The organism is Streptomyces tauricus, assembly GCF_014650955.1.
In the GTDB taxonomy this organism is placed as follows: domain Bacteria; phylum Actinomycetota; class Actinomycetes; order Streptomycetales; family Streptomycetaceae; genus Streptomyces; species Streptomyces tauricus.
In genome coordinates, this window is sequence record NZ_BMVY01000013.1 from 127,002 (window position 1) to 153,154 (window position 26,153).

Genomic DNA, 26,153 nt, shown 5'->3' on the forward strand with positions numbered 1-26,153 from the left:
GTACGCCCCCGTAGAATGGACGTCATGGCCAAGACCAGTACGACGACCCAGGGGCTGCGAGCGGCGATCGAGCGCAGCGGCTACTACCCGGCCCTTGTGGCCGAGGCGGTGGAGGCCGCTGTAGGGGGCGAGCCCATCCGGTCGTATCTGGTCCACCAGGAGACGACGTTCGACGCGAACGAGGTGCGCCGGCATGTCACGGTGCTCGTTCTCACGGGTAACCGTTTCATCGTGAGCCACACCGACGAGCAGGCGGCGGACAGCACGTCCCCCACGCCGTACGCGACCACGTCCACCGAGTCCGTGAAGCTTGGCCGGATCTCGTCCGTCGTGCTCAGCCGGGTCGTGGCGAACCCGGAGAAGTACGTGGTGGGGACCCTGCCGCGCGAGGTCGTCCTCACGATCGGCTGGGGCGCGGTCGCCCGTATCGACCTGGAGCCCGCGGCCTGCGGCGACTCCAACTGCGAGGCGGACCACGGCTACACCGGCAGCTCGACGGCGGACGACCTGAGCCTGCGTGTCAGCGAGGCCGGTGACGGGCCGGACGCCGTGCGCCAGACGCTCGCCTTCGCGCAGTCGCTCTCCGAGGCGACCGCGGACGTCACCCGCTGATGTCCCAGCACGTCTGGGACGACCCGGAGCCGCTCACCGTCGAGTCCGCGCCCGTGCCCGAGTACGGCAGCGGTTCGCTCGCCGACCTCCTGCCCACGCTGGCCGTGGGCATGGACGTCCCCGACATGACCGCCTCGCTCGGCGAACTGAGCCCGGCCGACCGGAACTGCGTCTTCCTGATCGACGGCCTCGGCTGGGAGCAGCTGAAGGCGCACCCGGACGAGGCCCCGTTCATGACCTCCCTGTTGGGCAGTTCGCGCGGCGGCACCGGCCGGCCGATCACGGCGGGCTATCCCGCGACCACCGCCACCTCGCTGGCCTCGGTCGGCACCGGACTGCCCCCGGGCGCCCACGGCCTGCCCGGTTACACCGTGCGCAACCCGGAGACCGGCGAGCTGATGAACCAGCTCCGCTGGATCCCCTGGACCAAGCCGGGCACGTGGCAGCCGTACCCCACGGTGTTCCAGCTGGCCGACGCGGCGGGCGTGCACACGGCCCAGGTGTCGGCCCCGCACTTCCAGAACACGCCCCTGACCAAGATCGCGCTCAGCGGCGGTACGTTTCACGGACGGCTGACCGGCGAGGACCGCATGGACATGGCGGCCGAGCAACTGGCCGCCGGGGACCGCTCGCTGGTCTACACGTACTACGCCGAGGTCGACGGCAAGGGGCACCGCTTCGGCGTCGACTCCGACCCCTGGCGCGGCCAGCTCATGTACGTGGACCGGCTGGTCCAGCGCCTGGCCGAGCAACTGCCGCCGCGCGCGGCCCTCTACGTCACCGCCGACCACGGCATGATCGACGTCCCCTTCGACGAGCAGCACCGGATCGACTTCGACGAGGACTGGGAGCTGCGCGCGGGCGTCGCCCTCCTCGGCGGCGAGGGCCGCGCCCGGCATGTGTACGCGGTCCCGGGCGCCGAGTCGGACGTCCTGACCTGCTGGCGCGAGGTCCTCGGCGAGCAGTTCTGGGTGGCCTCGCGCGACGAGGCGATCGCGGCGGGCTGGTTCGGCCCGCACATCGACGAGCGGGTGTACGCGCGTATCGGCGACGTGGTCGCGGCCGCCCGGGACGACGTGCTGATCACCGCGTCCGAGCGGGAGCCGAAGGAGTCCTTGATGGTCGGCAACCATGGCTCGATGACCTCGGCGGAACAGCACATTCCGCTGCTGGAAGTGCGTTCCTGACCCTCCGCCCGCCGCGCGTCACCCCCGCTCCACCGCTGCCTCACCCCCGCCCCGTCCCTGCTGAAAGGTGCTCGACTCCCCATGCCCGAGCTGGTGTTCTTCTCCGGAACCATGGACTGCGGGAAGTCGACGCTGGCTCTGCAGATCGAGCACAACCGCTCGGCCCGCGGCCTGCAGGGCATGATCTTCACCCGGGACGACCGCGCGGGTGAGGGCAAGCTGTCCTCACGGCTCGGCCTGGTCACGGACGCGGTGGAGGTCGAGGACGACCAGGACGTGTACGCGTACCTCGTCGAGCATCTCTCGCGGGGCGGCAGGGCGGACTACGTCATCGCCGACGAGGCGCAGTTCCTCGCGCCGGAGCAGATCGACCAACTCGCGCGCGTGGTCGACGACCTGGACATCGACGTCTTCGCCTTCGGCATCACCACCGACTTCCGCTCCAAGCTCTTTCCGGGCTCCCAGCGGCTCGTCGAACTGGCCGACCGCGTCGAGGTCCTCCAGGTCGAGGCCCTGTGCTGGTGCGGCGCCCGCGCCACCCACAACGCCCGCACGATAGGCGGCCGGATGGTCGTGGAGGGTGCTCAGGTCGTCGTCGGCGACGTCGACCAGTCGGAGGACATCGGTTACGAGGTGCTGTGCCGCCGCCACCACAGCCGGCGGATGACCGCGGCCACCGCGCGGGCGGGCGCCCTGTCCCCGGACGTGCTCCCGGTGGACACCGTGGCCGGGCGCTGACGCGTCCCCGCCGGGCTCAGCGGGTCCGTACCAGCGAGAACGCCGCTCCCTCCAGGTCGGCCACCATGGCGACACGGCCGTACGGGCTGTCCTGGGCCGGCTTGAGCACGTGGCCGCCGAGTTCGACGACCAGGGCCACGGACGCGTCCACGTCGACGACCTCGAAGTACGTCAGCCAGTGCGCGCCACGGTCGCGGGGCAGGGCGTTGCCGACGCCATGGATCCCGGCCACCGGGCGGCCCTTGATGTGCAGGGTGACGTAGTCGGAGTCGGCGGAGACGACGGGCTCCTCCTCGTAGCCGAAGACCGTCTCGTAGAACTTGGCGACACCCGCGGACTCACGGGTGACGAGCTCGTTCCACGTGGGGGTCCCGGGAACCCCGGCGATGCCCGCACCGAGGTGGGCCGCGGCCTGCCAGATGCCGAACACGGCGCCCGAGGGGTCCGAGGCGATCGCCAGGCGCCCGGCGGCGTCGGCGACCAGGGGACCGACGCCGACCGTGCCACCGCAGTGCCGGACCGTCTCCGCCGTCAGGTCCACGTCGTCCGAGGCGAGGTAGGGCGTCCACGCGACGGGCAGATGACGGTCCGGCGGAAGCTGGCCGATGCCCGCCACCTCGTGCCCGTCCAACTGCGCCCGTACATACGCACCCAGCTGCTGCGGACCGGGCTGGAACTCCCAGCCGAACAGTTCCCCGTAGAACTCCTGGGTCGCGGCCATCCCGTGCACCATCAGACTCACCCAGCAGGGTGTGCCGGGCGTGTACGCAGAGCCGTTCAGGCCGGCCGACTCCCGTGCCTCGGTCATCGTCACCCTCTCCTCGGCGCCTCGCGGGGCCGCTTCACTTCCGCTGTCGAACCGGGCGTACCGCCGTCGTGGACCACGGCGCCCGATGCCGATGGTCGCACCACCGGCGTTCGGCCGCGCCACGGCCGAACGGCCCACGGCGGGAGGATGCCCGCATTCCTGTTGCCCATCCGTTTCCCCGCGATTGCCTGCGCATGTCCATCGGCCGTACAGCGTGTGCCCGTTCCTGCACGCCGTGTGGTCGGTTCGGCCCGGCGGAGCACAGTAGCCGGACCTGGACGATGTAGCCACCCCGTGCGCGAGGATGGTGGCCATGAACGCCATCATCTCCGCATCCCGACTCGCGAGCGACCTGACGGGGCCGAACCCGCCGGTCGTGCTGGACATCCGCTGGCAGCTGGGCGGCCCGAACCTGCGCGACTCCTACGAGGAAGCGCACATTCCGGGGGCCGTCTACGTGGACCTGGACACCGAACTCGCCGGCCCCGCCGGCGCGGCGGGACGCCACCCGCTGCCGGACCTGGAGGTCTTCGGCGCGGCCATGCGAGCGGCCGGGGTCTCCGAGGACCGTGACGTCGTCGTGTACGACGGAGGGCTCGGCTGGGCCGCCGCGCGGGCCTGGTGGCTGTTGCGCTGGACGGGTCATCCGTCGGTGCGTGTGCTTGACGGCGGCTTCGCGGAGTGGAGCGGTCCGGTCGAGAGCGGCCGGGCGGCTCCGGCCGCCGGGACCTTCGTACCGGCTCCGGGGAAGGTCTCCCTGCTCGATGCCGACGGCGCCGCGGCGCTGGCCCGCACCGGTCTGCTGCTCGACGCCCGGGCCGCCGAGCGCTATCGCGGCGACGTCGAGCCGATCGACCGGGTCGGCGGCCACATCCCGGGCGCGGTCTCGGCGCCGACGACCGGCAATGTGGCCGAATCCGGTCGCTTCCTGCCAGCCGGTGAACTCGCGGACCGCTTCGCGTCCCTGGGCGTCGACGGCTCCTCGGAGGTCGGCGTGTACTGCGGGTCGGGTGTCTCCGGCGCGCACGAGGTCCTCGCGCTGGCGGTCGCGGGCATCCCGGCCGCGTTGTACGTGGGGTCCTGGTCGGAGTGGTCGCAGGACGACGGGCGGCCGGTCGCGACGGGCCCCGACCCGCAGTAGCACCCGCGCCGCACCGACCGGACGGAACGTACGGACCGTACGGACCGCCAAGAAGGCGCGAACCGGACGGGAAGTGTGTACCGGACAGGAAGCGCGGCCCGGTAAGGAACCGCGGCCCGGTAAGGAACCGCGGCCCGGTAACGAAGGGCGGACGGGAGAGCGGAGGGCTCGCACCGAGACGGTGCGAGCCCTCGCCACTTCCTAGTCCTGCTTCTTGCGTCGTGTCCCGAAGACGATCTCGTCCCAGCTCGGCACGGCCGCTCTGCGTCCCGGACGGACACCGTCCGCCTCGGCCTGGCGGTCGGTGGCGCCGACGAGCCGGTCACGGTGGCTGGCCACCGAGCGCGGCATGAGCACGTCCGCGTAGGCGGAACCGGCCGAGGCCGCGGGAGCCGGCGGCTCCTCCACCTCTTCCTCCGGAACGGGCGGTTCCTCCGTGGCGGGGCGCTCCGTGGTCGAGGTCGTGGAGGCCGTCGAGGCGGCGGGTCCCGCCGACGGCCTCTCCGGTACGACCATGTCGCCGCGGAAGCTGGGCACCGCCTCCAGGAGGCTGGTCAGCGAGTCGCGCTCACGCTCGCTGACGCCCTCCTCGATGTCCTGCTCCGACGACGGCGGCAGGCTCGGCCGCTCGATCTGCCGGTCCAGGGCCCGGTCCAGCGGACGGTCGCGGGGCAGCCGCGCGATGCGCGGTACGAACGGGAAGCTGGGCTCGGCGGCGCCGAGGTCGTCGGACTCGCCGATCAGCGAGCGCGCCTCGTCGTCGACGGCCTGGACGAGCCGCCGGGGCGGGTCGTACGTCCAGCTCGCGGAGTGCGGTTCGCTCGCGACCCGGTAGACGAGCAGCACCTCCCAGGTGCCGTCGTCGCGGCGCCAGGAGTCCCACTGGACGGTCTCCTTGTCGGCGCCGCGGTGCAGCAGGCGCTCCTGCACGGCCTCGCCGAGCTGGGGACCGGTCGTCTCGCCGGGGCGGCGGACGGGCGTCTTGCGGGCGCGCTCGGCCATGAAGGCGCGCTCGGCGAGCACGGGTCCTTCGAAGCGGCGCACGCGGTCGACGGGGATACCGGCGAGCGAGGCGACCTCTTCGGCGGATGCTCCCGCGCGTATCCGTGCCTGGATGTCTCGGGGGCGGAGATGGCTCTCCACCTCGATCTCGATCTGGCCGAGGCGGGGACGGTCGCCGCGTACGGCGGCGCGTAGACGCTCGTCAATCGGAAGCGTGTACTCCGTGCTGTCCGCAGCCTTCAGCACCAGCCGTGTGCCGTCGTTGGAGACGGCCACGACACGCAGTTCGGGCATGGGGACCTCCCGGGTGGTGCCTGCCGACGTCACGTGCGTCGCTGCTTCCGCTAGTCGAGTGTGGCCTGCCCGGGTGCAGCCTGCCACAACCTTGCCGAGTTGCCCGGCGTGTCGGACGGTGGCCCGAACTCGCCGTTATGGCACGGTTACCTATTCGCAACGCTAAGTGACGACCCTCATCACCCTGTGCAACGGGCCCCCTCTCGGCGGTCCTGTACGGCTCCGGACACCCTGGCGTGCGTCCGGTCCCAGGGCTCGCAACAGTACTCCATTCGGGCCACTTGCGTGGATCGGCACGCCACCGAACTTCTGTCCGGAGGCGGGAGTTGGCCGCCCGGGGTGACATTCTCGTGATCATGGTGAGACCGGTTCTTCACATGATCGCCAGAAGTGGAGGGAGTCGCTTCGACCGTACGTCCTGTGCTCGGGCAATCGGTCGACGCGACGGCCGCGCGTGGTCCGTCCGAGTTGCTAGTCGCCCAGGATCCGCCGCAAGTAGTCGTTGCCGAAGCGCCGTTCCGGGTCGAGGCGGTCCCGCAGCGCGGTGAACTCGCCGAAGCGCGGATAGACGCCGGCGAAGTACTCCGCGTCACGGGTGTGCACCTTGCCCCAGTGGGGCCGGCCTCCGTGCGCGGTGAAGATCCGCTCGGCGGCGGTGAAGTACGCCTGGTACGGCGTCCCCCTGAACATGTGGACCGCGATGTACGCGCTGTCCCGGCCGGACGCGGTGGACAGGGTGATGTCGTCCGCGGGGGCCGTGCGCACCTCCACCGGGAAACTGATACGCAGAGGCGAACGGTCGACCATGGCCTTGAGTTCGCGCAGTGTCTCGACCAGGGCGGCTCGCGGAACCGCGTATTCCATCTCCGTGAACCGCACCCGGCGAGGAGAAGTGAAGACCTTGTAGGGAATGTCGGTGTAGGTGCGCGCGGACAGCGCGCGGCTGGAGATCCGGGCGATCGAGGGGATCGTGGCGGGGACGGCCCGGCCCACGTAGTTGGCCGCCTGGAAGACGCCGTTGGAGAGGAACTCGTCCTCGTACAGACCGCGGACGGTGCCGACCGGCTTCTCCGGTCCCACACTGCGGTTGTTGCGCTTGGTGTTGCAGTTGCCGGTGTGGGGGAACCAGTAGAACTCGAAGTGCTCGTTCTCCGTGAACAGTTCGTCGAAGGAGCCCGTCACCTCGTCGAAGCTCATCGGCTCCTCGCGGGCCGAGAGGAGGAAAAGGGGCTCCACGGAGAAGGTGATGGCGGTGATGATCCCGAGGGCGCCTATCCCGATCCGGGCCGCCGCGAAGACGTCGGGGTTCTCCTTCTCGGAGCAGGCGAGGACCGAGCCGTCGGCGGTCACCAGTTCAAGTCCCGTGATCTGGGCGGCGATCGAGGCGGAGTCGCGGCCGGTGCCGTGCGTGCCGGTACTGGTCGCGCCCGACACCGTCTGCTCCATGATGTCGCCCATGTTCGTGAGCGACAGACCCTCCCGGGCCAGGGCGAGATTGAGGCGCCTGAGCGGGGTGCCGGCCTCCACCGTGACGGTGCCGTTGTCACGGTCGATCCTGCGGATACCGGTCAACAGTTGAGGGCGGATCAATACGCCGTCGGTCGCCGCCGCCGCGGTGAAGGAGTGTCCCGTCCCGACGGCCTTGACCCTGAGTCCGTCCTCGGCGGCGCGGCGCACGGCGGCGGAGAGTTCGTCGACGGAGGCGGGAGTGACCTCCCGGGCCGGCCGGGCGGTGACGTTCCCGGCCCAGTTACGCCAGGTGCCGCTCTTGCCGCTCACTGTGCTCTTCATGGGTTCCTCCCCGCTGCGGAACCGGCTTGCTGAGCCGGCGATACCCGAGGAAACCCACCGCGACCGCGACAGCCCCGGCCGCGACCGGAACCCCGTACCCGGCCCGCGCCCCGGCTGCGTCGATCACCCAGCCGGACAGGGAGGAACCGAGCGCGACCCCGACCGCGAGCCCCGTGCTCACCCACGTCATGCCCTCGGTCAGTTTCGCGCGTGGTACGTGCAGTTCGACGAGGGCCATCGTCGTGATCATCGTCGGTGCGATGGACAGGCCCGCAACGAACAGCGCCACAGCCAGGAACGGCAAGTTTCCGACCAGTAGCAGAGGGATCATACTCACGGCCATGGCGCAGATGCCCAGTACCCACCTGCGGGCGGGCGCCCCGGCGAAGCGCAGCAGCCCGAAGACGGCCCCGGCCACGCAGGAGCCCGCCGCGTAGACGGCCAGCACGATGCTCGCGGCACCCTTGTGGCCCTCCTCGTCGGCGAAGGCCACGGTGACCACGTCGACCGCGCCGAAGATCGCGCCGGTCGCCACGAAGGTGGCCACCAGGACCTGCAGTCCGGCCGAGCGCAGCGCCGAGCCTCCCGTGTGGTGCCCACCGGGATGGGGCGGGGGCTCGGTGGCGCGCTGGGACGTCAGCCAGAAGACACCGGCCGCCAGGAAGCAGGCCGCGAGCAGCGGCCCTGCCTCAGGGAACCACACGGTGGACAGGCCGATGGAGATGATCGGTCCGAAGATGAAGCAGATCTCGTCGATGACGGACTCGAAGGCGTACGCGGTGTGGAGCTCGGGCCTGCCCCGGTAGATGAGCGCCCAGCGCGCCCTGGTCATCGCGCCGACGCTCGGTACGCAGCCGATGCCGGCCGAACAGAGGAACAGCACCCAGTCAGGCCCGTCGAAGTGCGTGGTCAGCAGGAGCCCGGCCGCCGCGGCGAGCGCGGACAGCGTGGCGGGCCGCAGCACCCGCCGCTGGCCGTACCGGTCCACCAGGCGGGAAATCTGGGGCCCGAGCACCGCCGCGGACAGCGCGATCGTCGCCGACAGGGCGCCCGCGAGCCCGTACCGCCCGGTGACCTGGGAGATCATCGTCACCACGCCGATGCCCATCATCGACAGGGGCATCCGGCCGAGGAGGCCCGCGCCGGTGAAACTCCTGGAGCCGGGCGCGGCGAACAGGGCGCGGTAGGGGCTGAGCACGGGAGGTCTCCGGTGTGGGTCCGGTAAGGCGTGAATCTGACCGATACAGCTTACGAGTCAGGTGACCCTAACCCATCTGCGGATTTCCCCGGTCACTCCGTCCACCTGCCGTTCGGCCCCCCGCCTATGCCCGGTTGTCAGAGGTGGGTGGCAGGATCGAGGCATGCGAGACGCGCTCGATGCCACTCCCTACGACGCCCTGCTCCTGCTCTCCTTCGGCGGCCCCGAGGGCCCCGACGAAGTGGTCCCGTTCCTGGAGAACGTGACCAGGGGCAGAGGCATCCCCAAGGAACGCCTCAAAGAAGTGGGGCAGCACTACTTCCTGTTCGGCGGGGTCAGCCCGATCAACGACCAGAACCGCGCCCTGCTGGACGCCCTCCGCAAGGACTTCGCGGAGCACGGCCTGGACCTGCCCGTGTACTGGGGCAACCGGAACTGGGGCCCGTACCTGACCGACACCCTGCGCGAGATGGTCGCCGACGGCCGCCGCCGCGTCCTGGTGCTGGCCACGAGCGCGTACGCCTCGTACTCGGGCTGCCGGCAGTACCGCGAGGACCTGGCCGGGGCCCTGGCGACCCTGGAGGGCGAGGGTCTTGAGCCGCCGCGGATCGACAAGCTCCGGCACTACTTCAACCACCCGGGCTTCGTCGAGCCGATGACCGAGGGTGTCCTGCGCTCCCTCGCCGAGCTTCCCGAGGACGTCCGCGCGAGCGCGCACATCGCCTTCACGACGCACTCGATCCCGACGTCCGCCGCGGACACCTCAGGACCGGTGGAGGGCCACGGCGACGGCGGGGCGTACGTGCGCCAGCACCTGGACGTCGCCCGGCTCATCGTCGACGCGGTGCGCGAGCGGACCGGGACCGAGCACCCCTGGCAGCTCGTCTACCAGTCGCGCTCGGGAGCCCCGCACATCCCGTGGCTGGAGCCGGACATCTGCGACCACCTGGAGGAGCTGCACGGAGCCGGCGTCCCCGCGGTCGTCATGGCGCCCATCGGGTTCGTCTCGGACCACATGGAGGTCCTGTACGACCTCGACACGGAGGCCACGGCGAAGGCCGCGGAGCTGGGGCTGCCGGTGCGCCGCTCGGCCACCGTGGGCGCCGACCCGAGGTTCGCCGCCGCGATCCGGGACCTCGTCGTGGAGCGGGCGGCCACCGAGAACGGCAGGGACGTTTCGCCCTGCGCCCTCGGCGCACTCGGCCCCAGTCACGATCTCTGCCCCGCGGGCTGCTGCCCGGCCCGCGCCCCCAAGCCCGCCGCTGCGGGCGCCGACAGCCCGTACGTATGAGGAGCCCCGTGACCGCCACAGCGAACGACGAGCTGAAGGCCGAACTGCTGGAGATCGCGCTCGACGCGGCCCACCGCGCGGGCGCCTTCCTGCGCGACGGCCGCCCCGACGACCTGGGCGTGGCGGCGACCAAGTCCAGCGCCGTCGACGTCGTCACCGAGATGGACATCGCCTCCGAGAAGCTGATCACCGGCCTGCTGGCCGACGCCAGGCCGGACGACGGCGTACTGGGGGAGGAGGGCGCCGACATCAAGGGCAGCAGCGGCGTCCAGTGGGTGATCGACCCGATCGACGGCACGGTCAACTATCTGTACAGCCTGCCCAGTTGGGCCGTGTCCATCGCGGCCCGCAAGGACGGCGAGACGCTCGTCGGTGTCGTGCACGCCCCGATGCGGGCGGAGACCTACCGGGCCGTCCTGGGCGGCGGCGCCTACGTCGACGACCGCCCCGCGCGCGTGCGGCCCGCTCCCGACCTCGGGCTGGCCCTCGTCGGCACCGGCTTCGGCTATCTCGCCGACCGCAGGACCCGGCAGGCCGAGGTGGTCGGGCAACTGATCGCCCAGGTCCGCGACATCCGCCGCGGCGGCTCGGCGGCGATCGACCTGTGCGACGTGGCGACGGGCCGACTGGACGCGTACTACGAGAGGGGACTCAACCCCTGGGACTACGCGGCCGGCGATCTGATCGCCCGGGAGGCGGGCGCGCTGACCGGCGGACGCCCCGGAGAGCCCCTGTCGACCGACCTGACCGTCGCGGCCCCGCCCGGTCTCTTCGAAGCCCTCCAGTCCCGCCTCGACGAACTCGGCGCCTGGCACGACTGACACCGCGCGACAGACGACCGAGCGGGGCCCCGGGCTGGATCTGCCGGGGCCCCGCTCTCGTCACAAGGCTGATCAGACGTGTGAGACGCCGATCTGCACACCGTGCTCGGCGGCAAGGCGGTGCAGGTCGTCGAGTTCGGCCTGCTCGACCTCCGCGAGGAAGTCGTCGCCGGTCTCGCGAGCCATCGTCAGGTCGGACTCGGTCGCCCTTATGCGCTGCAGAAGTCCTGCGGTGAATGCGTCCATGCTGCGCCCCCTCGTCCTGGGTCGTGGGTCGGTGGTGGCACGGGGGTGTGCCGTTCGGAAGGGGCGATCACGTCTCCAGGGATGCCCGGCGCTGCCCAGCCGGGCGGCGTCAGTGCCGGACACCCACGCCCGCCCTGCGGAAGCGGACCATGACGTACCGCCGGGTGGTGCGGCACAAGCAGAGCGTGATCGCGGGGTGTAAAGCCGTCCTCCCCTCGCTCTCTTCGACGGAAACCTCAACCTCCCGAGAAAATCTGGCATTCCCCACCCTCCGAACCCGCCTTACAGCCGACTTATGGCCGAAAAGGGCAGGATGGAGTCCCACCTTCCCTGCTCGCGGCTGCGTTCGAGCGGGAGTACCCCATCGGAACCCGCCCGTGTGCGCCGAGAAGTCGCCGCGCGGGCGGACACAGGAAGGACAAGCGACGTGCGCGTACTCGTCGTCGAGGACGAGCAGCTGCTCGCCGATGCGGTGGCCACCGGACTGCGCCGGGAGGCCATGGCCGTCGACGTCGTGTACGACGGCGCGGCCGCTCTGGAGCGCATCGGCGTCAACGACTACGACGTGGTCGTCCTCGACCGCGACCTCCCGCTGGTGCACGGCGACGACGTCTGCCGGAAGATCGTGGAGCTGGGCATGCCCACGCGCGTGCTGATGCTCACCGCCTCCGGGGACGTCAGCGACCGGGTCGAGGGCCTGGAGATCGGCGCCGACGACTATCTCCCCAAGCCCTTCGCGTTCAGTGAGCTGACGGCACGCGTGCGTGCCCTCGGCCGGCGTACGAGCCTGCCGCTGCCGCCCGTCCTGGAGCGTGCCGGGATTAAGCTCGACCCCAACCGCCGCGAGGTCTTCCGCGACGGCAAGGAGGTCCAGCTCGCGCCCAAGGAGTTCGCCGTGCTGGAGGTCCTGCTGCGCAGCGAGGGCGCGGTCGTCTCCGCCGAGCAGCTTTTGGAGAAGGCCTGGGACGAGAACACCGACCCGTTCACCAACGTCGTGCGGGTCACGGTGATGACCCTGCGCCGCAAGCTCGGCGAGCCGCCGGTCATCGTCACCGTGCCCGGCTCCGGATACCGGATCTGACCCCCGATGACCACCACCCCCGCGCCTCCCAAGGCGCCCCCGAAGCCCACCTGGGACCCGAGGAAACCGGAACCTCCCTTCCCCTGGCTGCGCCCGACCATCCGGATACGGCTGACGCTGCTGTACGGCGGGATGTTCCTGATCGCCGGGATCCTGCTGCTGTCGATCATCTACCTGCTCGCGGCCCAGGCCCTGCACGAGGGCAGCGGCGTCGACTTCCGGGTGACCGGCAGCAACCTCGAACTCACCAGCAACACCTGTCCGCAGCTGAGCGGCGCCGGCAACAACGACGAGCTGAACGCGATGCTCAAGGAGTGCACCGCCGTCCAGCGGCAGCACGCCCTGGACGGACTGCTCAGCCGCTCCCTGATGGCCCTCCTGGGTCTCGCCGTGATCGCCTTCGCCTTCGGTTACGCGATGGCCGGACGGGTGCTGTCACCGCTGGGCCGCATCACCCGCACCGCGCGCGCGGTGGCGGGCTCGGACCTGTCCCGGCGGATCGAGCTGGACGGCCCGGACGACGAGCTCAAGGAGCTGGCGGACACCTTCGACGACATGCTGGAGCGGCTGCAGCGGGCCTTCACGGCCCAGCAGCGGTTCGTCGGGAACGCCTCGCACGAGCTGCGGACGCCCCTGGCGATCAACCGCACGCTCCTGGAGGTGCACCTGTCCGATCCGGGCGCCCCCATGGAGCTGCAGCAGCTGGGCAAGACCCTGCTCGCCACCAACGAGCGCAGTGAGCAGCTCGTCGAGGGCCTGCTGCTGCTCGCCCGCAGCGACAACCAGATCGTCGAGCGCAAGCCGGTCGACCTCGCCGAGGTCGCCTCGCAGGCCATAGACCAGGTGCGCGGCGAGGCGGACGTGAAGGGCGTGGAGGTCCGCGGGGAGCGGGCCGCCGCGGTCGTCCAGGGCAACGGCGTCCTCCTGGAGCGGATCGCCCTGAACCTCGTCCAGAACGCCGTGCGCTACAACGTGGCCCAGGACGGCTGGGTCGAGGTCGTGACGCACGTACAGCACGGCCAGGCGGTCCTCACGGTGTCGAACACCGGGCCCGTGGTCCCCGCGTACGAGATCGACAATCTTTTCGAGCCGTTCCGGCGGCTGCGCACCGAGCGGACGGGAAGTGACAAGGGTGTGGGTCTGGGACTGTCGATCGCCAGGTCGGTGGCCCGCGCCCACGGCGGCCACATCGTCGCGGAACCGCGCGAGGGAGGTGGCCTGGTGATGCGAGTCGCCCTACCTATCTGAGACCATGTCGCCGACACGCGAGGATGTTCGCTTTGCGCGGAATTTCCCGGGCAGACGAAAGGCACACTCGTGTGTGATCGATCACAGGGCTGCTTTCCGGTCATCTACCCTCCGTGATCAACGAGACTGCCGGAAAGCCGGGAAAATCCGGGTTTTCGGGGGTCGAGATCACGGGAAGTACACGGTGAGACGCCTTTGAAGTGCGGCATTCGGACCGTGTACGGTCCGCTTCGCCATCCAAGCCGATCACTCCTGAGGAGTCCGGTTGGGTGTCGATTGAGTAACAGACCTTGATGTGAGGCAAAATCTCCGCCTCAGGTCGGGCACAAGTCCGGCCTCTCACGCGTTACCTGCGCTGAGACACCGCAGACACCCAGAGGGGGAGAGCGACATGGCAACGGATTACGACACCCCACGCAAGACCGACGACGACGTCGACTCGGACAGCCTTGAAGAACTGAAGGCTCGCCGGAACGACAAGTCGACTTCAGCGGTCGACGTGGACGAGTTCGAGGCAGCCGAAGGCCTGGAACTGCCCGGAGCGGACCTTTCGAACGAGGAACTGGCCGTCCGGGTCCTGCCGAAGCAGCAGGACGAGTTCACCTGCATGAGCTGCTTCCTGGTCCACCACCGCAGTCAGCTGGCCCGCGAGAAGAACGGTCAGCCGATCTGCCGCGACTGCGACTGAGGCAGGGTCGGCCGTGACAGGCTCGACCCCGCCCTGGAAGCGCCGCTTTCGTGACCGGGGAGCGGCCGGTCCGTCTCAGGACGGCTTGCACGACGACGAGCGGGGCCACCCGGCCTCGCTCGAAGCAGCGGACGCGACAGGCGCCTCCGGCGCCCTGGAGGTGCCGGTGACCAAGGCGCCTGTCGCCAGACGCCGGGCGGCCGCCGTCGGCCACGGGGTCGCGGAAGGCGTCCGTAAGGGCGGCAGCCGGGCCAGGGCCGCCCTGGCGTACGTCACCGACCGCATCATCGAGATCGCCCCGCGGATCCCCGTACGCGACCTCGCCGCACTCCGGAAGCAGTTCCCGGGCCTGGGCCCCGAACAGCTCGCGGACAAGCTCGTCGCGGGCGCGTGCAACGCGACGTCCACTGTGGGCGCGGGCGTCGGCGCCGCCGCGATGATGCCCGTACCGCCGGCCATGCCCACGGAGCTGGCCGCCGAGGTCACCGGCGTCGCCGCCATCGAACTGAAACTGATCGCCGAGCTGTACGAGGTCTACGGACTGCGACCGCCCGGCACCCTCAAAGAGCGCTCCACCACGTATCTGAACTCGTGGTCGGAGGAGCGCGGCATCGACGTGACCAAACCGTCGACGCTCAACGCGGCCCTCGGGGGCCAGATGAAGCGCGAGCTGCGCCAGCAGATCATGAAGCGCACGGTCCGCAACCTGCCGAACCTGATGCCGTTCATGGTGGGCGCGGCCGTCGGGGCGGTCATGAACCGCCGTGACACGAGAAAGCTCGCCGACCGGGTCCGCAAGGACCTCCGCAGGATGCAGGTCCCCTGGGACGCCCTCCCGGCGCTGCCGCCACTGGACGCGCCCGCCGACCCGCTGAGCATGGGCGACATCCGCGGAGAGCTGGAGCGCTGACCCGATAGGCGCCGCCGGTGGCCGGCCTCGCGTGGCGGGCAAAGTTCTGACCGCGCGAAGGAAAAGTTTCCGTACGGGTACGCGTACGAAAACTTGTTCGGGTTCGGGCTCGGACACAGATCCGGGTCGGACCCCGCACCGGACGTCGTGGCGGACCGCCGGCCGGGTACCGGGACGGACCCGGTGCGGTCCGGCCGCGGTCGCCGTCCGTCTACGCGGCCGTGCGCGCGGCCTCCAGGGCCGCCGCCAGACGCTCCGGGTCACGGGTCGACAGATAGACGTACGGAGTCGGGTCGGCCGGGTCGGTGATGTCCACGCGCAGAGCCGTCGGGACGTAGGCCCGCAACAGCATGTGGGCGCGCGCGTCGGCCTTGAACGACCGCCAGGCGCGGGCCTCTTCGGGGTCGAGGACGTGTGCCTCGCCCAGGGCGGAGACCGGGATCCTGGCGTCCCCCGCGATCAGCGCGCCGCCCACCACACGGATCCGCGCGGAGCCGTACGAACTGGCCACCACCGCCGACACCGCCGTGCCGCCGACCAGGCCGCCCAGCAGGGGCAGCGTGCCGAAGGGGAGCAGGATCAGGGCCATCGAGACGCCCACCAGCAGGCAGACGAACCACCAGGATCGGGGCGCGGTCAGACGTTCTTCGTACGGCGAGGCGGAGGGCTGCATACCGCCAAGCCTGCCACGGTGCGTACGGGCCGCTGACGCGGAGGTAAGGTCTGCGCCTGTGAGTGGTACATCTTCGGCCCTGCGGCCCCCGGCCGACGCCGTGGCGCCGGTGCGCCATCCCGACGCGCCCGCCCCGGGCGAACTCCTCGGCGCGCACTACGACCGGTGTTTCGGCTGCGGCGGCGGACAGCCGCACGGACTGCACCTGGAGGCCCGCGCGGGCGACGGCGTGCGGATCACCGCCGAGTTCACCGTGCAGAGCGCGCACCAGGGCGCTCCCGGACTCGCGCACGGCGGGGTCCTCGCGAGTGCCCTCGACGAGACCCTGGGCTCCCTGAACTGGCTGCTGCGCACCATTGCCGTGACCGGCCGCCTGGAGACCGACTTCGTACGGCCCGTGCCCGTGGGCACCGTGCTGTACCTGGAGGCCGAGGTCACGGCGGTGGCCGGCCGCAAGATCTACTCGTCCGCCACGGGACGGATCGGCGGCCCCGAGGGGCCCGTCGCCGTCCGCGCGGACGCTCTCTTCATCGAGGTGAAGGTCGACCACTTCGTCGACAACGGCCGACCGGAGGAGATCCGGGCGGCCATGGACGACCCCGACCAGGTCCGTCGTGCCCGTGCTTTCGAGGTGAACCCGTGACCCCCGCCCAGGCCCCGGTGGACGTGCTGATCAAGCGCGTCGACCCGGACGTACCGCTCCCGCACTACGCGCATCCCGGCGACGCCGGCGCGGATCTGCGGACCACGCGGAGTCACGTGCTGGAGCCAGGCGAACGCGCCGTGCTCCCCACCGGAGTGTGCATCGCGCTCCCCGAGGGGTACGCGGCCTTCGTGCACCCGCGTTCGGGGCTGGCCGCCCGCTGCGGTGTCGCTCTCGTGAATGCCCCGGGGACGGTTGATGCCGGGTACCGTGGGGAGATCAAGGTGATCGTGGTGAATCTCGACCCGCGCGAGTCCGTGCGGTTCGAGCGCTTCGACCGGATTGCCCAACTGGTCGTCCAGCAGGTCGAGAAGGTGAGCTTCCAGGAAGTCGCGGAGCTTCCCGACTCGGCGCGGGCCGCAGGGGGCTTCGGGTCCACCGGCGGGCATTCCGCGGTGGGCGGCACAACGGGTGGGAATCGATACGCTTCGGTCGTATCCGACCGGGAAGGACAGTGACGTGTTCGGACGTCGCAAGAAGGGCAGTGCCGCCGAGGACGCGGCGGGCGAGGCCGAGCAGGTCGTCGACGGCGTCGACACTGAGGCGGACGGGGCGGAGCGCGAGCGCGTGAGGCTCGAACCGGAGCCGCGCCCCGACGGTCCCTGGGACAGCACCGAGGTGCGCGACCCGGCCGACGGCCGGGTCGACCTGGGCGGACTTTTCGTGCCCGGGGTCGACGGCATGGAGCTCCGGGTGGAGGTCGCGGGCGACGCGATCGTCGCGGCCACCGTGGTGCTCAAGGACAGCGCCGTCCAGCTGCAGGCCTTCGCCGCTCCCAAGCGCGAGGGCATCTGGGGCGAGGTGCGCGAGGAGATCGCCACCGGCATCACCCAGCAGGGCGGTGTCATCGACGAGGTCGAGGGGCCGCTGGGCTGGGAGCTGCGCGCCCAGGTACCGGTGCAGCTGCCGGACGGCACGGGCGGCTTCCAGGTCGTCCGGTTCATCGGTGTGGACGGTCCCCGCTGGTTCCTGCGCGGAGTGATCTCCGGGCAGGGCGCGGTGCAGCCGCAGGCCGCCGGTCTGCTGGAGCAGATCTTCCGGGACACCGTGGTGGTCCGTGGTGAGGGCCCGATGGCCCCGCGCGACCCGATCGTGCTGAAGCTGCCGGACGACGCGCAGATGGTCGCTGAGGGTGTGCAGCAGGAGGAGCAGGCCGGGTCCCGCTTCTCCGGCGGCATGGGGCAGTTGCAGCGCGGACCGGAGATCACCGAGGTTCGCTAGGCGTCTCGACGGCCGCGTACTCGTACGTGTGCGACGGGCCGCATTCCCTTCGGGGGGTGCGGCCCGTCGTCGTGTGCGGCCGGTGCGGCGGGTGCGGCCACCGCGCGATTCGGAGGGTGTCCTCGGGGCCGTGAAAGCGCAGGTCATGGCAGGTGTGCGGGGTGGTGGGCGGGTCATCGAGTGTCGGCGGGCGTAGCCGGTGGGAGCGAGGGGCGTGGTCGCGACGGGGTGGTGGTCGCGGCTGCTCCTCCTCCCTGGGGCCGCCTCGCTCCTCCCTCATTCCTCCCTCGCTCATGTCTGGACATTCATTTCTTTCGAGGGCCCGCGTGTGAGCCGAATGAGTGAAGAAAGCCCCGAGTCGCTCCTCGGATGTGGCTACGCTGCGTCACCCTGGGCATGACGAAGGAGGGTGGGGCTCTCAAGTCCCTTGACCCGCACCCGACTTGCCGATCATGCGAATCCATGGGGGATGCGAAGTGGGTACCAACTGGATCGAGAACGCGGAGCGCCTGGGCGACGGGAGCATCGGAGGGGCGATGGATCTTCCATCGGTTCCGGGCCGTGTCGTCTGGCACACCACGGAGAGCGGCGCGGGCGACGACGCCTTCGAGGCCGTCACGGCGCTTCTGATCCGTAAGAACGCCGAGCCGCACCTGCTCTACGACCCGACGACCGACCGTCTCGGCCAGTTCGGCCCGCTGAACCACAGCGCCCGCGCCCTGCTCAACGACGGATCGACGAGGACCAACCGCGTCGGCAAGGTCTGCATCCAGATCGAGGTGCTGGGACGAGCCGGCAAGCCGTTCACCAAGACCTGGGAGCCGGGCCCGAACTACAAGGCCATGATGGCCGCGATCCGTTCCTGGAAGATCCCGGACACCTTCCCGGCCGGGCGCCTCGCGACCTCGGCAGCCGACGCCACCAACCGCCCCCGCTCGGTCTGGATGAGCAAGGGCGGCCACTACGGCCATGCGAACATCCCGGGCAACGACCACTGGGACCCGGGCGACATCGACAGGTCCGCCCTCTTCGAAGCGGCCCCGGCCGAGAAGCCGGGGAACGGCAGCGCGCCCGACAAGCCGGTCGTCGACCTCAGCAAGCTGATCGCCGCCGCGCGCCGTGACCCGGGGCTGCCGCAGGGCGGCAAGACGCACCGGCCGGACGTCCTGGTCGTCGAGAAGGCCCTGGTGGCCGAGGGCTTGCTGCCCGCTCAGTGGGCCGACGGATCGTTCGGCAGCAGGACCGTCGAGGCGTACGCCGCCCTGCAGCGCCGCTACGGCTTCAGCGGCGCGGCGGCGAACGGCATCCCGGGGCAGACCACGCTCAAGAAGCTCGGCCGGCAGCACGGGTTCACGGTCAAGAGCTGAGGGGTTCGCGGGCCGCGGGCGGCTCAGGCCAGCGAGCGGCGAGCGGTGGGCGGCGGGTGGCGGGTGGCGGTCCGCGCTACGCGGTCAGCGGCCCGCGGCTTCCGGTCGGCTTTCGGCCGGCCCGCAGGTCGTGTCCGGCTGGGTGCCGGACGTTCCTCGTCACCCTTCTCGTGACTGGTCTCTTGACGCGGACATGGTCTGTACCTATGGTCACCGGCCAAACGCCTGTGTTCATAAAGGCATTCCGTGTTCACATACGAGAACGGATGGCCCCCCATGAAGCCGACCGCTCCGGTCCCCCCACGTCCCTCACGCCCCGCACGCCGCCGCGGGGCCTCCCGCTTCGCGCTGCTCGCCACCGTCACCGCCCTGCTGGCCGGCGCCCTCGCCTGGCCCGCCGCCGAGCGCGCCGAGGCGGCCCCCGCGACCTTCGCGCACCCCGGAGTCACCGTCTCCCGCGGCCAGTTGGACTTCGCCCGACAGCAGGTCAACGCGGGTGCGCAGCCCTGGAAGGGCGCGTACGACCAGATGATGTCGAGCAAGTACGGCTCGCTCACGCGGGTCGCCAAGCCTCGCGCCGTCGTGGAGTGCGGCTCGTACTCGAACCCCAACTACGGCTGCACCGACGAGCGCGAGGACGCGATTGCCGCATACACCCAGGCGCTGGCCTGGTACATCACGCGCGACGCCCGGTACGCGAAGAAGGCGATCGAGCTGATGGACGCCTGGTCCGCGACCATCAGGGACCACACCAACAGCAACGCACCGCTGCAGACCGGCTGGGCGGGCTCGTCCTGGCCGAAGGCCGCCGAGATCATCAAGTACACGTACGACGGCGGCTGGGCGAACTCCGGGCGCTTCTCGACGATGCTGCGTGACGTGTATCTGCCCAAGGTCATCAACGGCTCGAACTCCAACGGCAACTGGGAGCTGTCGATGATGGAGGCCGCCGTCGGCATCTCCGTCTTCCTGGAGGACAAGGCCTCGTACGACAAGGCCATGGCCAAGTTCCGCACCCGTACGGCCGCCTATGTCTACATAGCCTCCGACGGCGCCCTGCCGAAGACCGTGCCGAGCCAGAACCTCGACACCACCCAGAAGATCGTCAACTACTGGCAGGGCCAGTCCACCTTCGTCAACGGGGTCACCCAGGAGACCTGCCGCGACTTCACCCACACCGGATACGGCATCTCCGCGATCGCGCACATCGCCGAGACCAGCCGCATCCAGGGCCAGGACCTTTACGGCACCGATGTCGGCGAGCGGCTGCGGCACGCGCTCGGCTTCCAGGCCAAGTACGAACTGGGCGAGGCGGCCCCGAGCTGGCTGTGCGGCGGATCGCTGCACCTCGGACTCGGACCGGTCACCGAGGTCGGCTACAACGCCCTGCACAACCGCCTCGGCATCGCCATGACCAACACCGAGCGGCTGACGGCGCAGAACCGTCCGGCGGGCAGCAACAACCTGTTCGTCGCCTGGGAAACGCTCACACACGGCGACAACCGGAGCTGAACCGTTGCAGGTCCGGGCGCCGGACGGTGATACTGGCGCCCGGTCCACGGGGGAGAGGCATGAGCACTGAGGTCGTCACGGACACGGTCGCCACGGACACGATGGTCCGGGTGGAGAACGTCCACCGCTCGTACGGCAGCGGAACCACCGCCGTGCACGCCCTGCGCGGGGTGTCGTTCGACATACCGCGCGGTGAACTCGTCGCCCTCAAGGGGCGTTCGGGGTCGGGCAAGACGACCCTGCTGAACCTCGTCGGCGGGCTCGACGAGCCGGACGGGGGGCGGATCACCGTCGACGGGCTCGACCTCTCCGGGCTCGGCGAGAACGGGCTGCTCGAGCTGCGCCGGGACCGTATCGGCTTCGTCTTCCAGTCCTTCGGGCTCATCCCGATCCTGACGGCCGCGGAGAACGTGGGCGTGCCCATGCGGCTGCGCCGGGCCGACCCGCGTGAGCGTGAGGAACGCGTCGAGCTGCTGCTGTCGCTGGTCGGGCTCGCCGACCACGCGGCGCAGCGGCCCGGTGAGCTGTCCGGCGGGCAGCAGCAGCGGGTTGCCATCGCTCGCGCCCTCGCGAACAATCCGGCGCTTCTCATTGCCGACGAGCCCACCGGGCAGCTTGATGCCGAGACCGGTATCGGGGTGATGGAGTTGCTGCGGGCGGTTGTCCGTAGTGAGCGGGTTACCGCGCTCGTGGCCACGCATGATGCCGCGCTCTTGGATCTGGCCGACCGGGTTCTTGAGCTGAGTGACGGCGAGATTCTGGAGGGGTGACGTGGGGGCCGTGCCGGGGGCTGGTTGCGCCGTTCCCCGCGCCCCTAGAGACCAAAAGACTGCGCCGTTCCCCGCGCCCCTGAAAGACAGACGACTGCGGCGTTCCCCGCGCCCCTCGCTGACTGGGGGCGTCAGGGTTGTGTCAAAGACGGGGGTTGCCGGGGCTCGTGTCCTGTTCGGGGGGATCGGCGGTCGTATGGTCTAACCAGCTACGCAGTGCGTTTGGGAAGACAATGAGGCCATGGGACGCGGGAAGCTTCGGATCTACCTCGGTGCGGCACCCGGCGTCGGCAAGACGTACGCGATGCTGTCCGAGGCGCACCGCCGGGTCGAGCGGGGCGCGGACTGCGTGGTGGCCTTCGTGGAGCACCACGACCGGCCGCGCACTGAGGTGATGCTGCACGGACTGGAGCAGATCCCCCGCAGGGAGCTCGCCCACCGCGACGCCGCCTTCACCGAGATGGACGTCGACGCGGTCCTGGAGCGCGCCCCCGCCGTCGCCCTGGTGGACGAACTGGCGCACACCAATGTGCCCGGCTCCCGCAATGCCAAGCGCTGGCAGGACGTCGAGGAACTGCTCGCCGCCGGCATTGACGTCGTCTCGACGGTCAACATCCAGCATCTTGAGTCGCTCGGTGACGTCGTGGAGTCCATAACGGGGGTGCGTCAGCGCGAGACCCTGCCGGACGAGGTGGTGCGGCGGGCCGACCAGATCGAGCTGGTCGACATGTCGCCCCAGGCGCTCCGCCGCCGGATGGCGCACGGCAACATCTACAAGCCCGACAAGGTCGACGCGGCCCTGTCCAACTACTTCCGCCCCGGCAACCTCACCGCGCTGCGCGAGCTGGCCCTCCTCTGGGTCGCCGACCGCGTCGACGAGTACCTCCAGCAGTACCGGGGCGAGCACGGCATCCGCTCCACCTGGCAGGCCCGCGAACGCATCGTCGTCGGCCTCACCGGCGGCCCCGAGGGCCGTACGCTGATCCGCCGGGCAGCCAGGCTGGCCGAGAAGGGCGCCGGCGGCGAGGTGCTGGCCGTCTACATCGCCCGCAGTGACGGCCTCACCTCCGCCTCGCCCAAGGAACTGGCCGTCCAGCGGACCCTCGCCGAGGACCTCGGCGGCACCTTCCACCACGTCGTGGGCGACGACATCCCGTCCGCGCTGCTGGAGTTCGCCCGCGGCGTCAACGCCAGCCAGATCGTGCTGGGCTCGTCACGGCGCAAGGCCTGGCAGTACGTGTTCGGGCCCGGCGTCGGCGCCACGGTCGCCCGCGAGTCGGGGCCCGACCTGGACGTGCACATCGTCACGCACGACGAGGCGGGCAAGGGGCGCGGTCTGCCGGTCGCCCGGGGCGCACGCCTGGGCCGGTCCCGGATCATCACGGGCTGGCTGACCGGGATCGCCGGCCCGGCCCTCCTCGCGCTGCTGTTGATCAACGCGGACGCGGACCTCGGGCTCGCCAACGACATGCTGCTGTTCCTGACGCTGACCGTGGCGGCCGCCCTGCTCGGCGGACTGCTCCCGGCGCTCGCCTCGGCGGCCTTCGGCTCCTTCCTGCTGAACTACTTCTTCACCCCGCCGCTGCACCGGCTGACCGTCTCGGACCCCAAGAACATCGTCGCCATCGTCATCTTCGTGGGGGTGGCGATCTCGGTGGCGTCGGTGGTGGACCTGGCGGCCCGCCGCACCCACCAGGCGGCCCGGCTGCGCGCCGAGTCCGAGATCCTCTCCTTCCTCGCGGGCAGTGTCCTGCGCGGTGAGACCAGCCTCGACGCCCTGCTGGAACGGGTCCGCGAGACCTTCGGCATGGAGTCGGTCGCCCTCCTTGAGCGCACGAGCGACGTCGAGCCGTGGACCTGCGCGGGCAGCGTGGGCCCGCGCCCGCCGACGCTCCCCGAGGCCGCCGACGTCGACATGCCGGTGGGTGACCACACCGCGCTCGCCCTCTCCGGCCGGGTGCTCCCCGCCGAGGACCGCCGGGTCCTCGCCGCCTTCGCCGCCCAGGCCGTGGTCGTCCTCGACCGCAAGCGCCTCCAGCAGGAGGCCGAGCAGGCCCGTACGCTCGCCGAGGGCAACCGCATCCGCACGGCGCTGCTGGCCGCCGTCAGCCACGACCTGCGGACGCCGCTGGCCGCGATCAAGGCCGCCGTGTCGTCCCTCAGGTCGGACGACGTGGCCTGGTCCGAGGAGGACGAGGCGGAACTCCTGGAGGGGATCGAGGCGGGCGCCGACCGGCTCGACCACCTGGTGGGCAACCTGCTCGACATGTCCCGCCTGCAGACCGGCACCGTCACTCCGCTGATCCGCGAGATCGACCTCGACGAGGTCGTCCCCATGGCGCTGGGCGGCGTACCGGAACACAGCGTCGAGCTGGAGATCCCCGAGACGCTGCCCATGGTCGCCGTCGACCCCGGCCTGCTGGAGCGCTCGGTCGCCAACCTTGTCGAGAACGCCGTCAAGTACAGCCCCGAGGACGAGCGCGTCCTCGTCGCCGCCAGTACGCTCGGCGACCGGGTGGAGGTGCGGGTCGTGGACCGGGGCCGGGGCGTCCCGGACGAGGCGAAGGACCGTATATTCGCTCCCTTCCAGCGGTACGGCGACGCGCCGCGCGGCGCCGGGGTCGGCCTCGGCCTCGCGGTCGCCCGCGGTTTCGCCGAGGCCATGGGCGGCACGCTCAACGCCGAGGACACCCCTGGCGGGGGCCTCACCATGGTGCTCACGCTCAGGGTGGGCTCCTCCCGCCCGCAAGGACCCGCGGAACACGTACAAGAACACGTACAAGAACACGTACAAGAAGAGGTCATGCGGTCAGGACGCGTACAAGAAGAGGCCGTGCCGGCAGAACGTGTACAAGAAGAACCCGTACAACCGGAAAGGCAGGCTTCATGACCCGGGTCCTCGTGGTCGACGACGAGCCGCAGATCACCCGAGCCCTCGTGATCAACCTCAAGGCACGCAAGTACGAGGTCGACGCCGCCCCCGACGGCGCCACCGCCCTCCAGCTCGCCGCCGCCCGCCATCCCGACGTCGTCGTGCTCGACCTGGGTCTGCCGGACATGGACGGCGTCGAGGTGATCAGGGGACTGCGTGGCTGGACCCGCGTACCGATCCTCGTGCTGTCCGCGCGGCACTCCTCCGACGAGAAGGTCGAGGCACTGGACGCGGGCGCCGACGACTACGTGACCAAGCCCTTCGGCATGGACGAACTGCTCGCGCGGCTGCGGGCGGCCGTCCGCCGCGCCGAACCCACCGGTGGCGGCGAGGACGACGTGATCGTCACGACGGACGACTTCACCGTCGACCTGGCCGCGAAGAAGGTCCACCGCGACGGCCGCGACGTACGCCTCACCCCGACCGAGTGGCACCTCCTGGAGGTGCTGGTGCGCAACACGGGCCGCCTGGTCAGCCAGAAACAGCTGCTCCAGGAGGTCTGGGGCCCCTCCTACGGCACCGAGACGAACTACCTGCGGGTCTATATGGCGCAGCTCCGCCGCAAACTGGAGGTGGACCCCTCGCATCCCCGGCACTTCGTCACCGAGCCGGGGATGGGCTACCGGTTCGAGCGTTAGTGCTACGGGTACGTAGCTGTCAGCGCCCCCCGGTACGCTTTGAGGTATGAGTGCTGTCCCTCGATCCGAAAAGCCGGCGGGCCGGTTCCGGCGCATGATCGACCGGCTCTCCTCGTCCCAGGAGGACCTGGAGTCGGAGGAGCTGCGCGAGGACTCCGAGACCGCCGGCTGCACCCGTATCGGTGACTGCCGCGACCGACAGGTGGTCACGGTTACTGGTACCTTGCGCACGGTCACTCTGCGCCCGAGGGCCGGTGTACCGGCCCTGGAGGCCGAGCTGTTCGACGGTTCGGCCGCGCTGGACGTGGTGTGGCTCGGCAGACGCTCCATCGTGGGGATAGAGCCGGGGCGCAAGCTGATGGCGTCGGGCCGTATCTCGATGAGCCGGGGCCGGCGCGTGCTGTTCAATCCGAAGTACGAACTCAGACCCCTCGGACGGGAGTAGCCGGTGACGTCGCTCGACAAGCCGACCGAAGACCCCCAGCGGGACGCGCGGGATGCGCACGACTCACGGGCGGTGACCGAAGCCGCCCTCTTCGAGGCGTTCGGCGGTCTGCGGGGCATGATCGAGACGGTCCTGCCGGGCCTGCTCTTCGTCACGATCTTCACGATCAACAAGGACCTGCACTCGGCGGCCATCGCGGCCCTCGGTGTCTCGATCCTGCTCGTCGTGGTCCGCCTGGTCATGAAGGACACCGTCAAGCACGCGTTCAGCGGGGTCTTCGGGGTCGCCTTCGGTGTCGTCTTCGCGATGATGACGGGCAACGCGAAGGACTTCTACCTGCCGGGCATGCTGTACACGCTCGGTCTCGCCCTCGCCTACATCATCACGACGCTCGCCGGAGTGCCGCTGATCGGCCTGATCCTCGGGCCGGTCTTCAAGGAGAACCTCTCCTGGCGTACGCGCAATCCGGGGCGCAAGAAGGCGTACGCGAAGGCCAGTTATGCGTGGGGCCTGATCCTGCTCGCCAAGTGCGCGATCCTCTTCCCGCTCTACTGGTGGGCCGACACCACCCAGTTCGGCTGGGTTCTGATCGCGCTGAAGATTCCGCCCTTCCTGCTCGCGGTGTGGCTGACGTGGGTGTTCCTCGCGAAGGCTCCGCCGCCGATTGACGTCTTCGCGGAGATGGAGGCGGAGGAGAAGGCGGAGAAGGAGCGGCAGGCCGCGGCTCGGTCCGCCGACTAGGCCCGGCTCAGGACCCGTGCTGGTGTGGGCCACGGGGGGCTGCCGCCCCCGGACCCCCGCTTCGGCCTGAAAGGCCTCGTCCTCTAACGCCGGAC

26 protein-coding genes are annotated in these 26,153 nt (G+C 70.6%); 20 read left to right on the forward strand and 6 right to left on the reverse strand.

Annotated elements, in window-relative coordinates; genetic code table 11:
• Positions 1 to 24: 24 nt before the first annotated feature.
• The 3 genes from IE278_RS21305 to IE278_RS21315 all read left to right on the forward strand — a co-directional run bounded on the left by IE278_RS21305 (position 25) and on the right by IE278_RS21315 (position 2,537).
• On the forward strand, positions 25 to 612 hold the full coding sequence (locus tag IE278_RS21305; RefSeq protein ID WP_107021511.1) for a DUF5998 family protein: 588 nt from the start codon (positions 25 to 27) through the stop codon (positions 610 to 612).
• Positions 612 to 1,799, forward strand: coding sequence for an alkaline phosphatase family protein (locus tag IE278_RS21310; RefSeq protein WP_189774617.1), 1,188 nt, complete (start codon positions 612 to 614; stop codon positions 1,797 to 1,799). Before IE278_RS21305 ends, IE278_RS21310 begins: the two co-directional genes overlap by 1 nt.
• Positions 1,800 to 1,880: 81 nt before the next feature.
• Complete coding sequence (locus IE278_RS21315) at positions 1,881 to 2,537, forward strand: thymidine kinase (RefSeq protein ID WP_189774618.1); 657 nt, start codon at positions 1,881 to 1,883, stop codon at positions 2,535 to 2,537.
• A 16-nt stretch (positions 2,538 to 2,553) separates the two neighbouring features.
• Here IE278_RS21315 and IE278_RS21320 read toward each other — a convergent pair whose 3' ends face one another.
• A complete protein-coding gene (locus tag IE278_RS21320; RefSeq protein ID WP_189774620.1) occupies positions 2,554 to 3,345 on the reverse strand; it encodes a VOC family protein in 792 nt (263 codons plus the stop codon).
• A gap of 313 nt (positions 3,346 to 3,658) precedes the next feature.
• Between IE278_RS21320 and IE278_RS21325 the strand changes: the two genes are divergently transcribed.
• Positions 3,659 to 4,486, forward strand: coding sequence for a sulfurtransferase (locus IE278_RS21325; RefSeq protein ID WP_189774622.1), 828 nt, complete (start codon positions 3,659 to 3,661; stop codon positions 4,484 to 4,486).
• Between the two features lie 201 nt (positions 4,487 to 4,687).
• Here IE278_RS21325 and sepH read toward each other — a convergent pair whose 3' ends face one another.
• The 3 genes from sepH to IE278_RS21340 all read right to left on the reverse strand — a co-directional run bounded on the left by sepH (position 4,688) and on the right by IE278_RS21340 (position 8,771).
• Positions 4,688 to 5,782: a septation protein SepH gene (gene sepH, locus IE278_RS21330; protein ID WP_189774624.1), complete on the reverse strand. Its 1,095-nt coding sequence runs from the start codon at positions 5,780 to 5,782 to the stop codon at positions 4,688 to 4,690.
• Positions 5,783 to 6,253: 471 nt separating this feature from the next.
• Entirely contained in the window at positions 6,254 to 7,573 is a 1,320-nt protein-coding gene (locus tag IE278_RS21335) for a D-arabinono-1,4-lactone oxidase (protein WP_189774626.1), read from the reverse strand.
• Positions 7,533 to 8,771 carry an MFS transporter gene (locus tag IE278_RS21340; RefSeq protein WP_189774628.1) on the reverse strand — a complete coding sequence of 413 codons (1,239 nt, stop codon included), beginning with the start codon at positions 8,769 to 8,771 and terminating at the stop codon, positions 7,533 to 7,535. Before IE278_RS21340 ends, IE278_RS21335 begins: the two co-directional genes overlap by 41 nt.
• Positions 8,772 to 8,934: 163 nt before the next feature.
• Between IE278_RS21340 and IE278_RS21345 the strand changes: the two genes are divergently transcribed.
• Positions 8,935 to 10,062 (forward strand): ferrochelatase, encoded by a 1,128-nt coding sequence (locus IE278_RS21345; RefSeq protein ID WP_189774630.1) that lies wholly within the window; start codon positions 8,935 to 8,937, stop codon positions 10,060 to 10,062.
• Positions 10,059 to 10,883, forward strand: coding sequence for an inositol monophosphatase family protein (locus tag IE278_RS21350; protein ID WP_189774632.1), 825 nt, complete (start codon positions 10,059 to 10,061; stop codon positions 10,881 to 10,883). The genes IE278_RS21345 and IE278_RS21350 overlap by 4 nt, the downstream gene beginning before the upstream one ends.
• Before the next feature lie 72 nt (positions 10,884 to 10,955).
• Here the strand turns inward: IE278_RS21350 and IE278_RS21355 are convergent, their stop codons facing one another.
• Positions 10,956 to 11,129 (reverse strand): hypothetical protein, encoded by a 174-nt coding sequence (locus IE278_RS21355; protein WP_189774634.1) that lies wholly within the window; start codon positions 11,127 to 11,129, stop codon positions 10,956 to 10,958.
• A 427-nt stretch (positions 11,130 to 11,556) separates the two neighbouring features.
• On the opposite strand from IE278_RS21355, the gene IE278_RS21360 reads away from it, so the two are divergent.
• From IE278_RS21360 to IE278_RS21375, 4 genes are all read left to right on the forward strand, one after another.
• Entirely contained in the window at positions 11,557 to 12,210 is a 654-nt protein-coding gene (locus IE278_RS21360; protein ID WP_006380516.1) for a response regulator transcription factor, read from the forward strand.
• A 6-nt stretch (positions 12,211 to 12,216) separates the two neighbouring features.
• On the forward strand, positions 12,217 to 13,458 hold the full coding sequence (locus tag IE278_RS21365) for a sensor histidine kinase (protein ID WP_189774636.1): 1,242 nt from the start codon (positions 12,217 to 12,219) through the stop codon (positions 13,456 to 13,458).
• A gap of 391 nt (positions 13,459 to 13,849) precedes the next feature.
• On the forward strand, positions 13,850 to 14,146 hold the full coding sequence (locus tag IE278_RS21370) for a DUF4193 domain-containing protein (RefSeq protein WP_005481602.1): 297 nt from the start codon (positions 13,850 to 13,852) through the stop codon (positions 14,144 to 14,146).
• A 13-nt stretch (positions 14,147 to 14,159) separates the two neighbouring features.
• Entirely contained in the window at positions 14,160 to 15,056 is an 897-nt protein-coding gene (locus tag IE278_RS21375) for a hypothetical protein (RefSeq protein WP_189774638.1), read from the forward strand.
• A gap of 211 nt (positions 15,057 to 15,267) precedes the next feature.
• Here IE278_RS21375 and IE278_RS21380 read toward each other — a convergent pair whose 3' ends face one another.
• The gene (locus IE278_RS21380) at positions 15,268 to 15,729 is read right to left on the reverse strand and encodes a DUF3093 domain-containing protein (RefSeq protein ID WP_189774641.1); all 462 of its coding nucleotides are present in this window, start codon (positions 15,727 to 15,729) and stop codon (positions 15,268 to 15,270) included.
• A gap of 58 nt (positions 15,730 to 15,787) precedes the next feature.
• Here IE278_RS21380 and IE278_RS21385 point away from each other — a divergent pair, with 58 nt between their 5' ends.
• The 10 genes from IE278_RS21385 (at position 15,788) to IE278_RS21430 (ending at position 26,058) form a co-directional block, all read left to right on the forward strand.
• Positions 15,788 to 16,372 (forward strand): PaaI family thioesterase, encoded by a 585-nt coding sequence (locus tag IE278_RS21385; RefSeq protein ID WP_189774642.1) that lies wholly within the window; start codon positions 15,788 to 15,790, stop codon positions 16,370 to 16,372.
• Between the two features lie 23 nt (positions 16,373 to 16,395).
• On the forward strand, positions 16,396 to 16,890 hold the full coding sequence (gene dut / locus IE278_RS21390) for a dUTP diphosphatase (RefSeq protein ID WP_373312051.1): 495 nt from the start codon (positions 16,396 to 16,398) through the stop codon (positions 16,888 to 16,890).
• A gap of 1 nt (position 16,891) precedes the next feature.
• Positions 16,892 to 17,653 (forward strand): DUF3710 domain-containing protein, encoded by a 762-nt coding sequence (locus tag IE278_RS21395; RefSeq protein WP_149515224.1) that lies wholly within the window; start codon positions 16,892 to 16,894, stop codon positions 17,651 to 17,653.
• A gap of 476 nt (positions 17,654 to 18,129) precedes the next feature.
• Complete coding sequence (locus IE278_RS21400; protein ID WP_189774646.1) at positions 18,130 to 19,020, forward strand: peptidoglycan-binding domain-containing protein; 891 nt, start codon at positions 18,130 to 18,132, stop codon at positions 19,018 to 19,020.
• Positions 19,021 to 19,296: 276 nt separating this feature from the next.
• Complete coding sequence (locus IE278_RS21405) at positions 19,297 to 20,532, forward strand: alginate lyase family protein (protein ID WP_189774648.1); 1,236 nt, start codon at positions 19,297 to 19,299, stop codon at positions 20,530 to 20,532.
• A gap of 59 nt (positions 20,533 to 20,591) precedes the next feature.
• Positions 20,592 to 21,302, forward strand: a complete 711-nt coding sequence (locus IE278_RS21410) for an ABC transporter ATP-binding protein (protein WP_189774650.1) — start codon at positions 20,592 to 20,594, stop codon at positions 21,300 to 21,302.
• Between the two features lie 241 nt (positions 21,303 to 21,543).
• A complete protein-coding gene (locus IE278_RS21415) occupies positions 21,544 to 24,192 on the forward strand; it encodes a DUF4118 domain-containing protein (protein ID WP_189774653.1) in 2,649 nt (882 codons plus the stop codon).
• Positions 24,189 to 24,872, forward strand: coding sequence for a response regulator (locus tag IE278_RS21420; RefSeq protein ID WP_189774655.1), 684 nt, complete (start codon positions 24,189 to 24,191; stop codon positions 24,870 to 24,872). Before IE278_RS21415 ends, IE278_RS21420 begins: the two co-directional genes overlap by 4 nt.
• Before the next feature lie 46 nt (positions 24,873 to 24,918).
• The gene (locus IE278_RS21425; protein WP_189774656.1) at positions 24,919 to 25,317 is read left to right on the forward strand and encodes an OB-fold nucleic acid binding domain-containing protein; all 399 of its coding nucleotides are present in this window, start codon (positions 24,919 to 24,921) and stop codon (positions 25,315 to 25,317) included.
• Between the two features lie 3 nt (positions 25,318 to 25,320).
• On the forward strand, positions 25,321 to 26,058 hold the full coding sequence (locus tag IE278_RS21430) for a DUF3159 domain-containing protein (RefSeq protein ID WP_189774657.1): 738 nt from the start codon (positions 25,321 to 25,323) through the stop codon (positions 26,056 to 26,058).
• Positions 26,059 to 26,153: the final 95 nt, after the last annotated feature.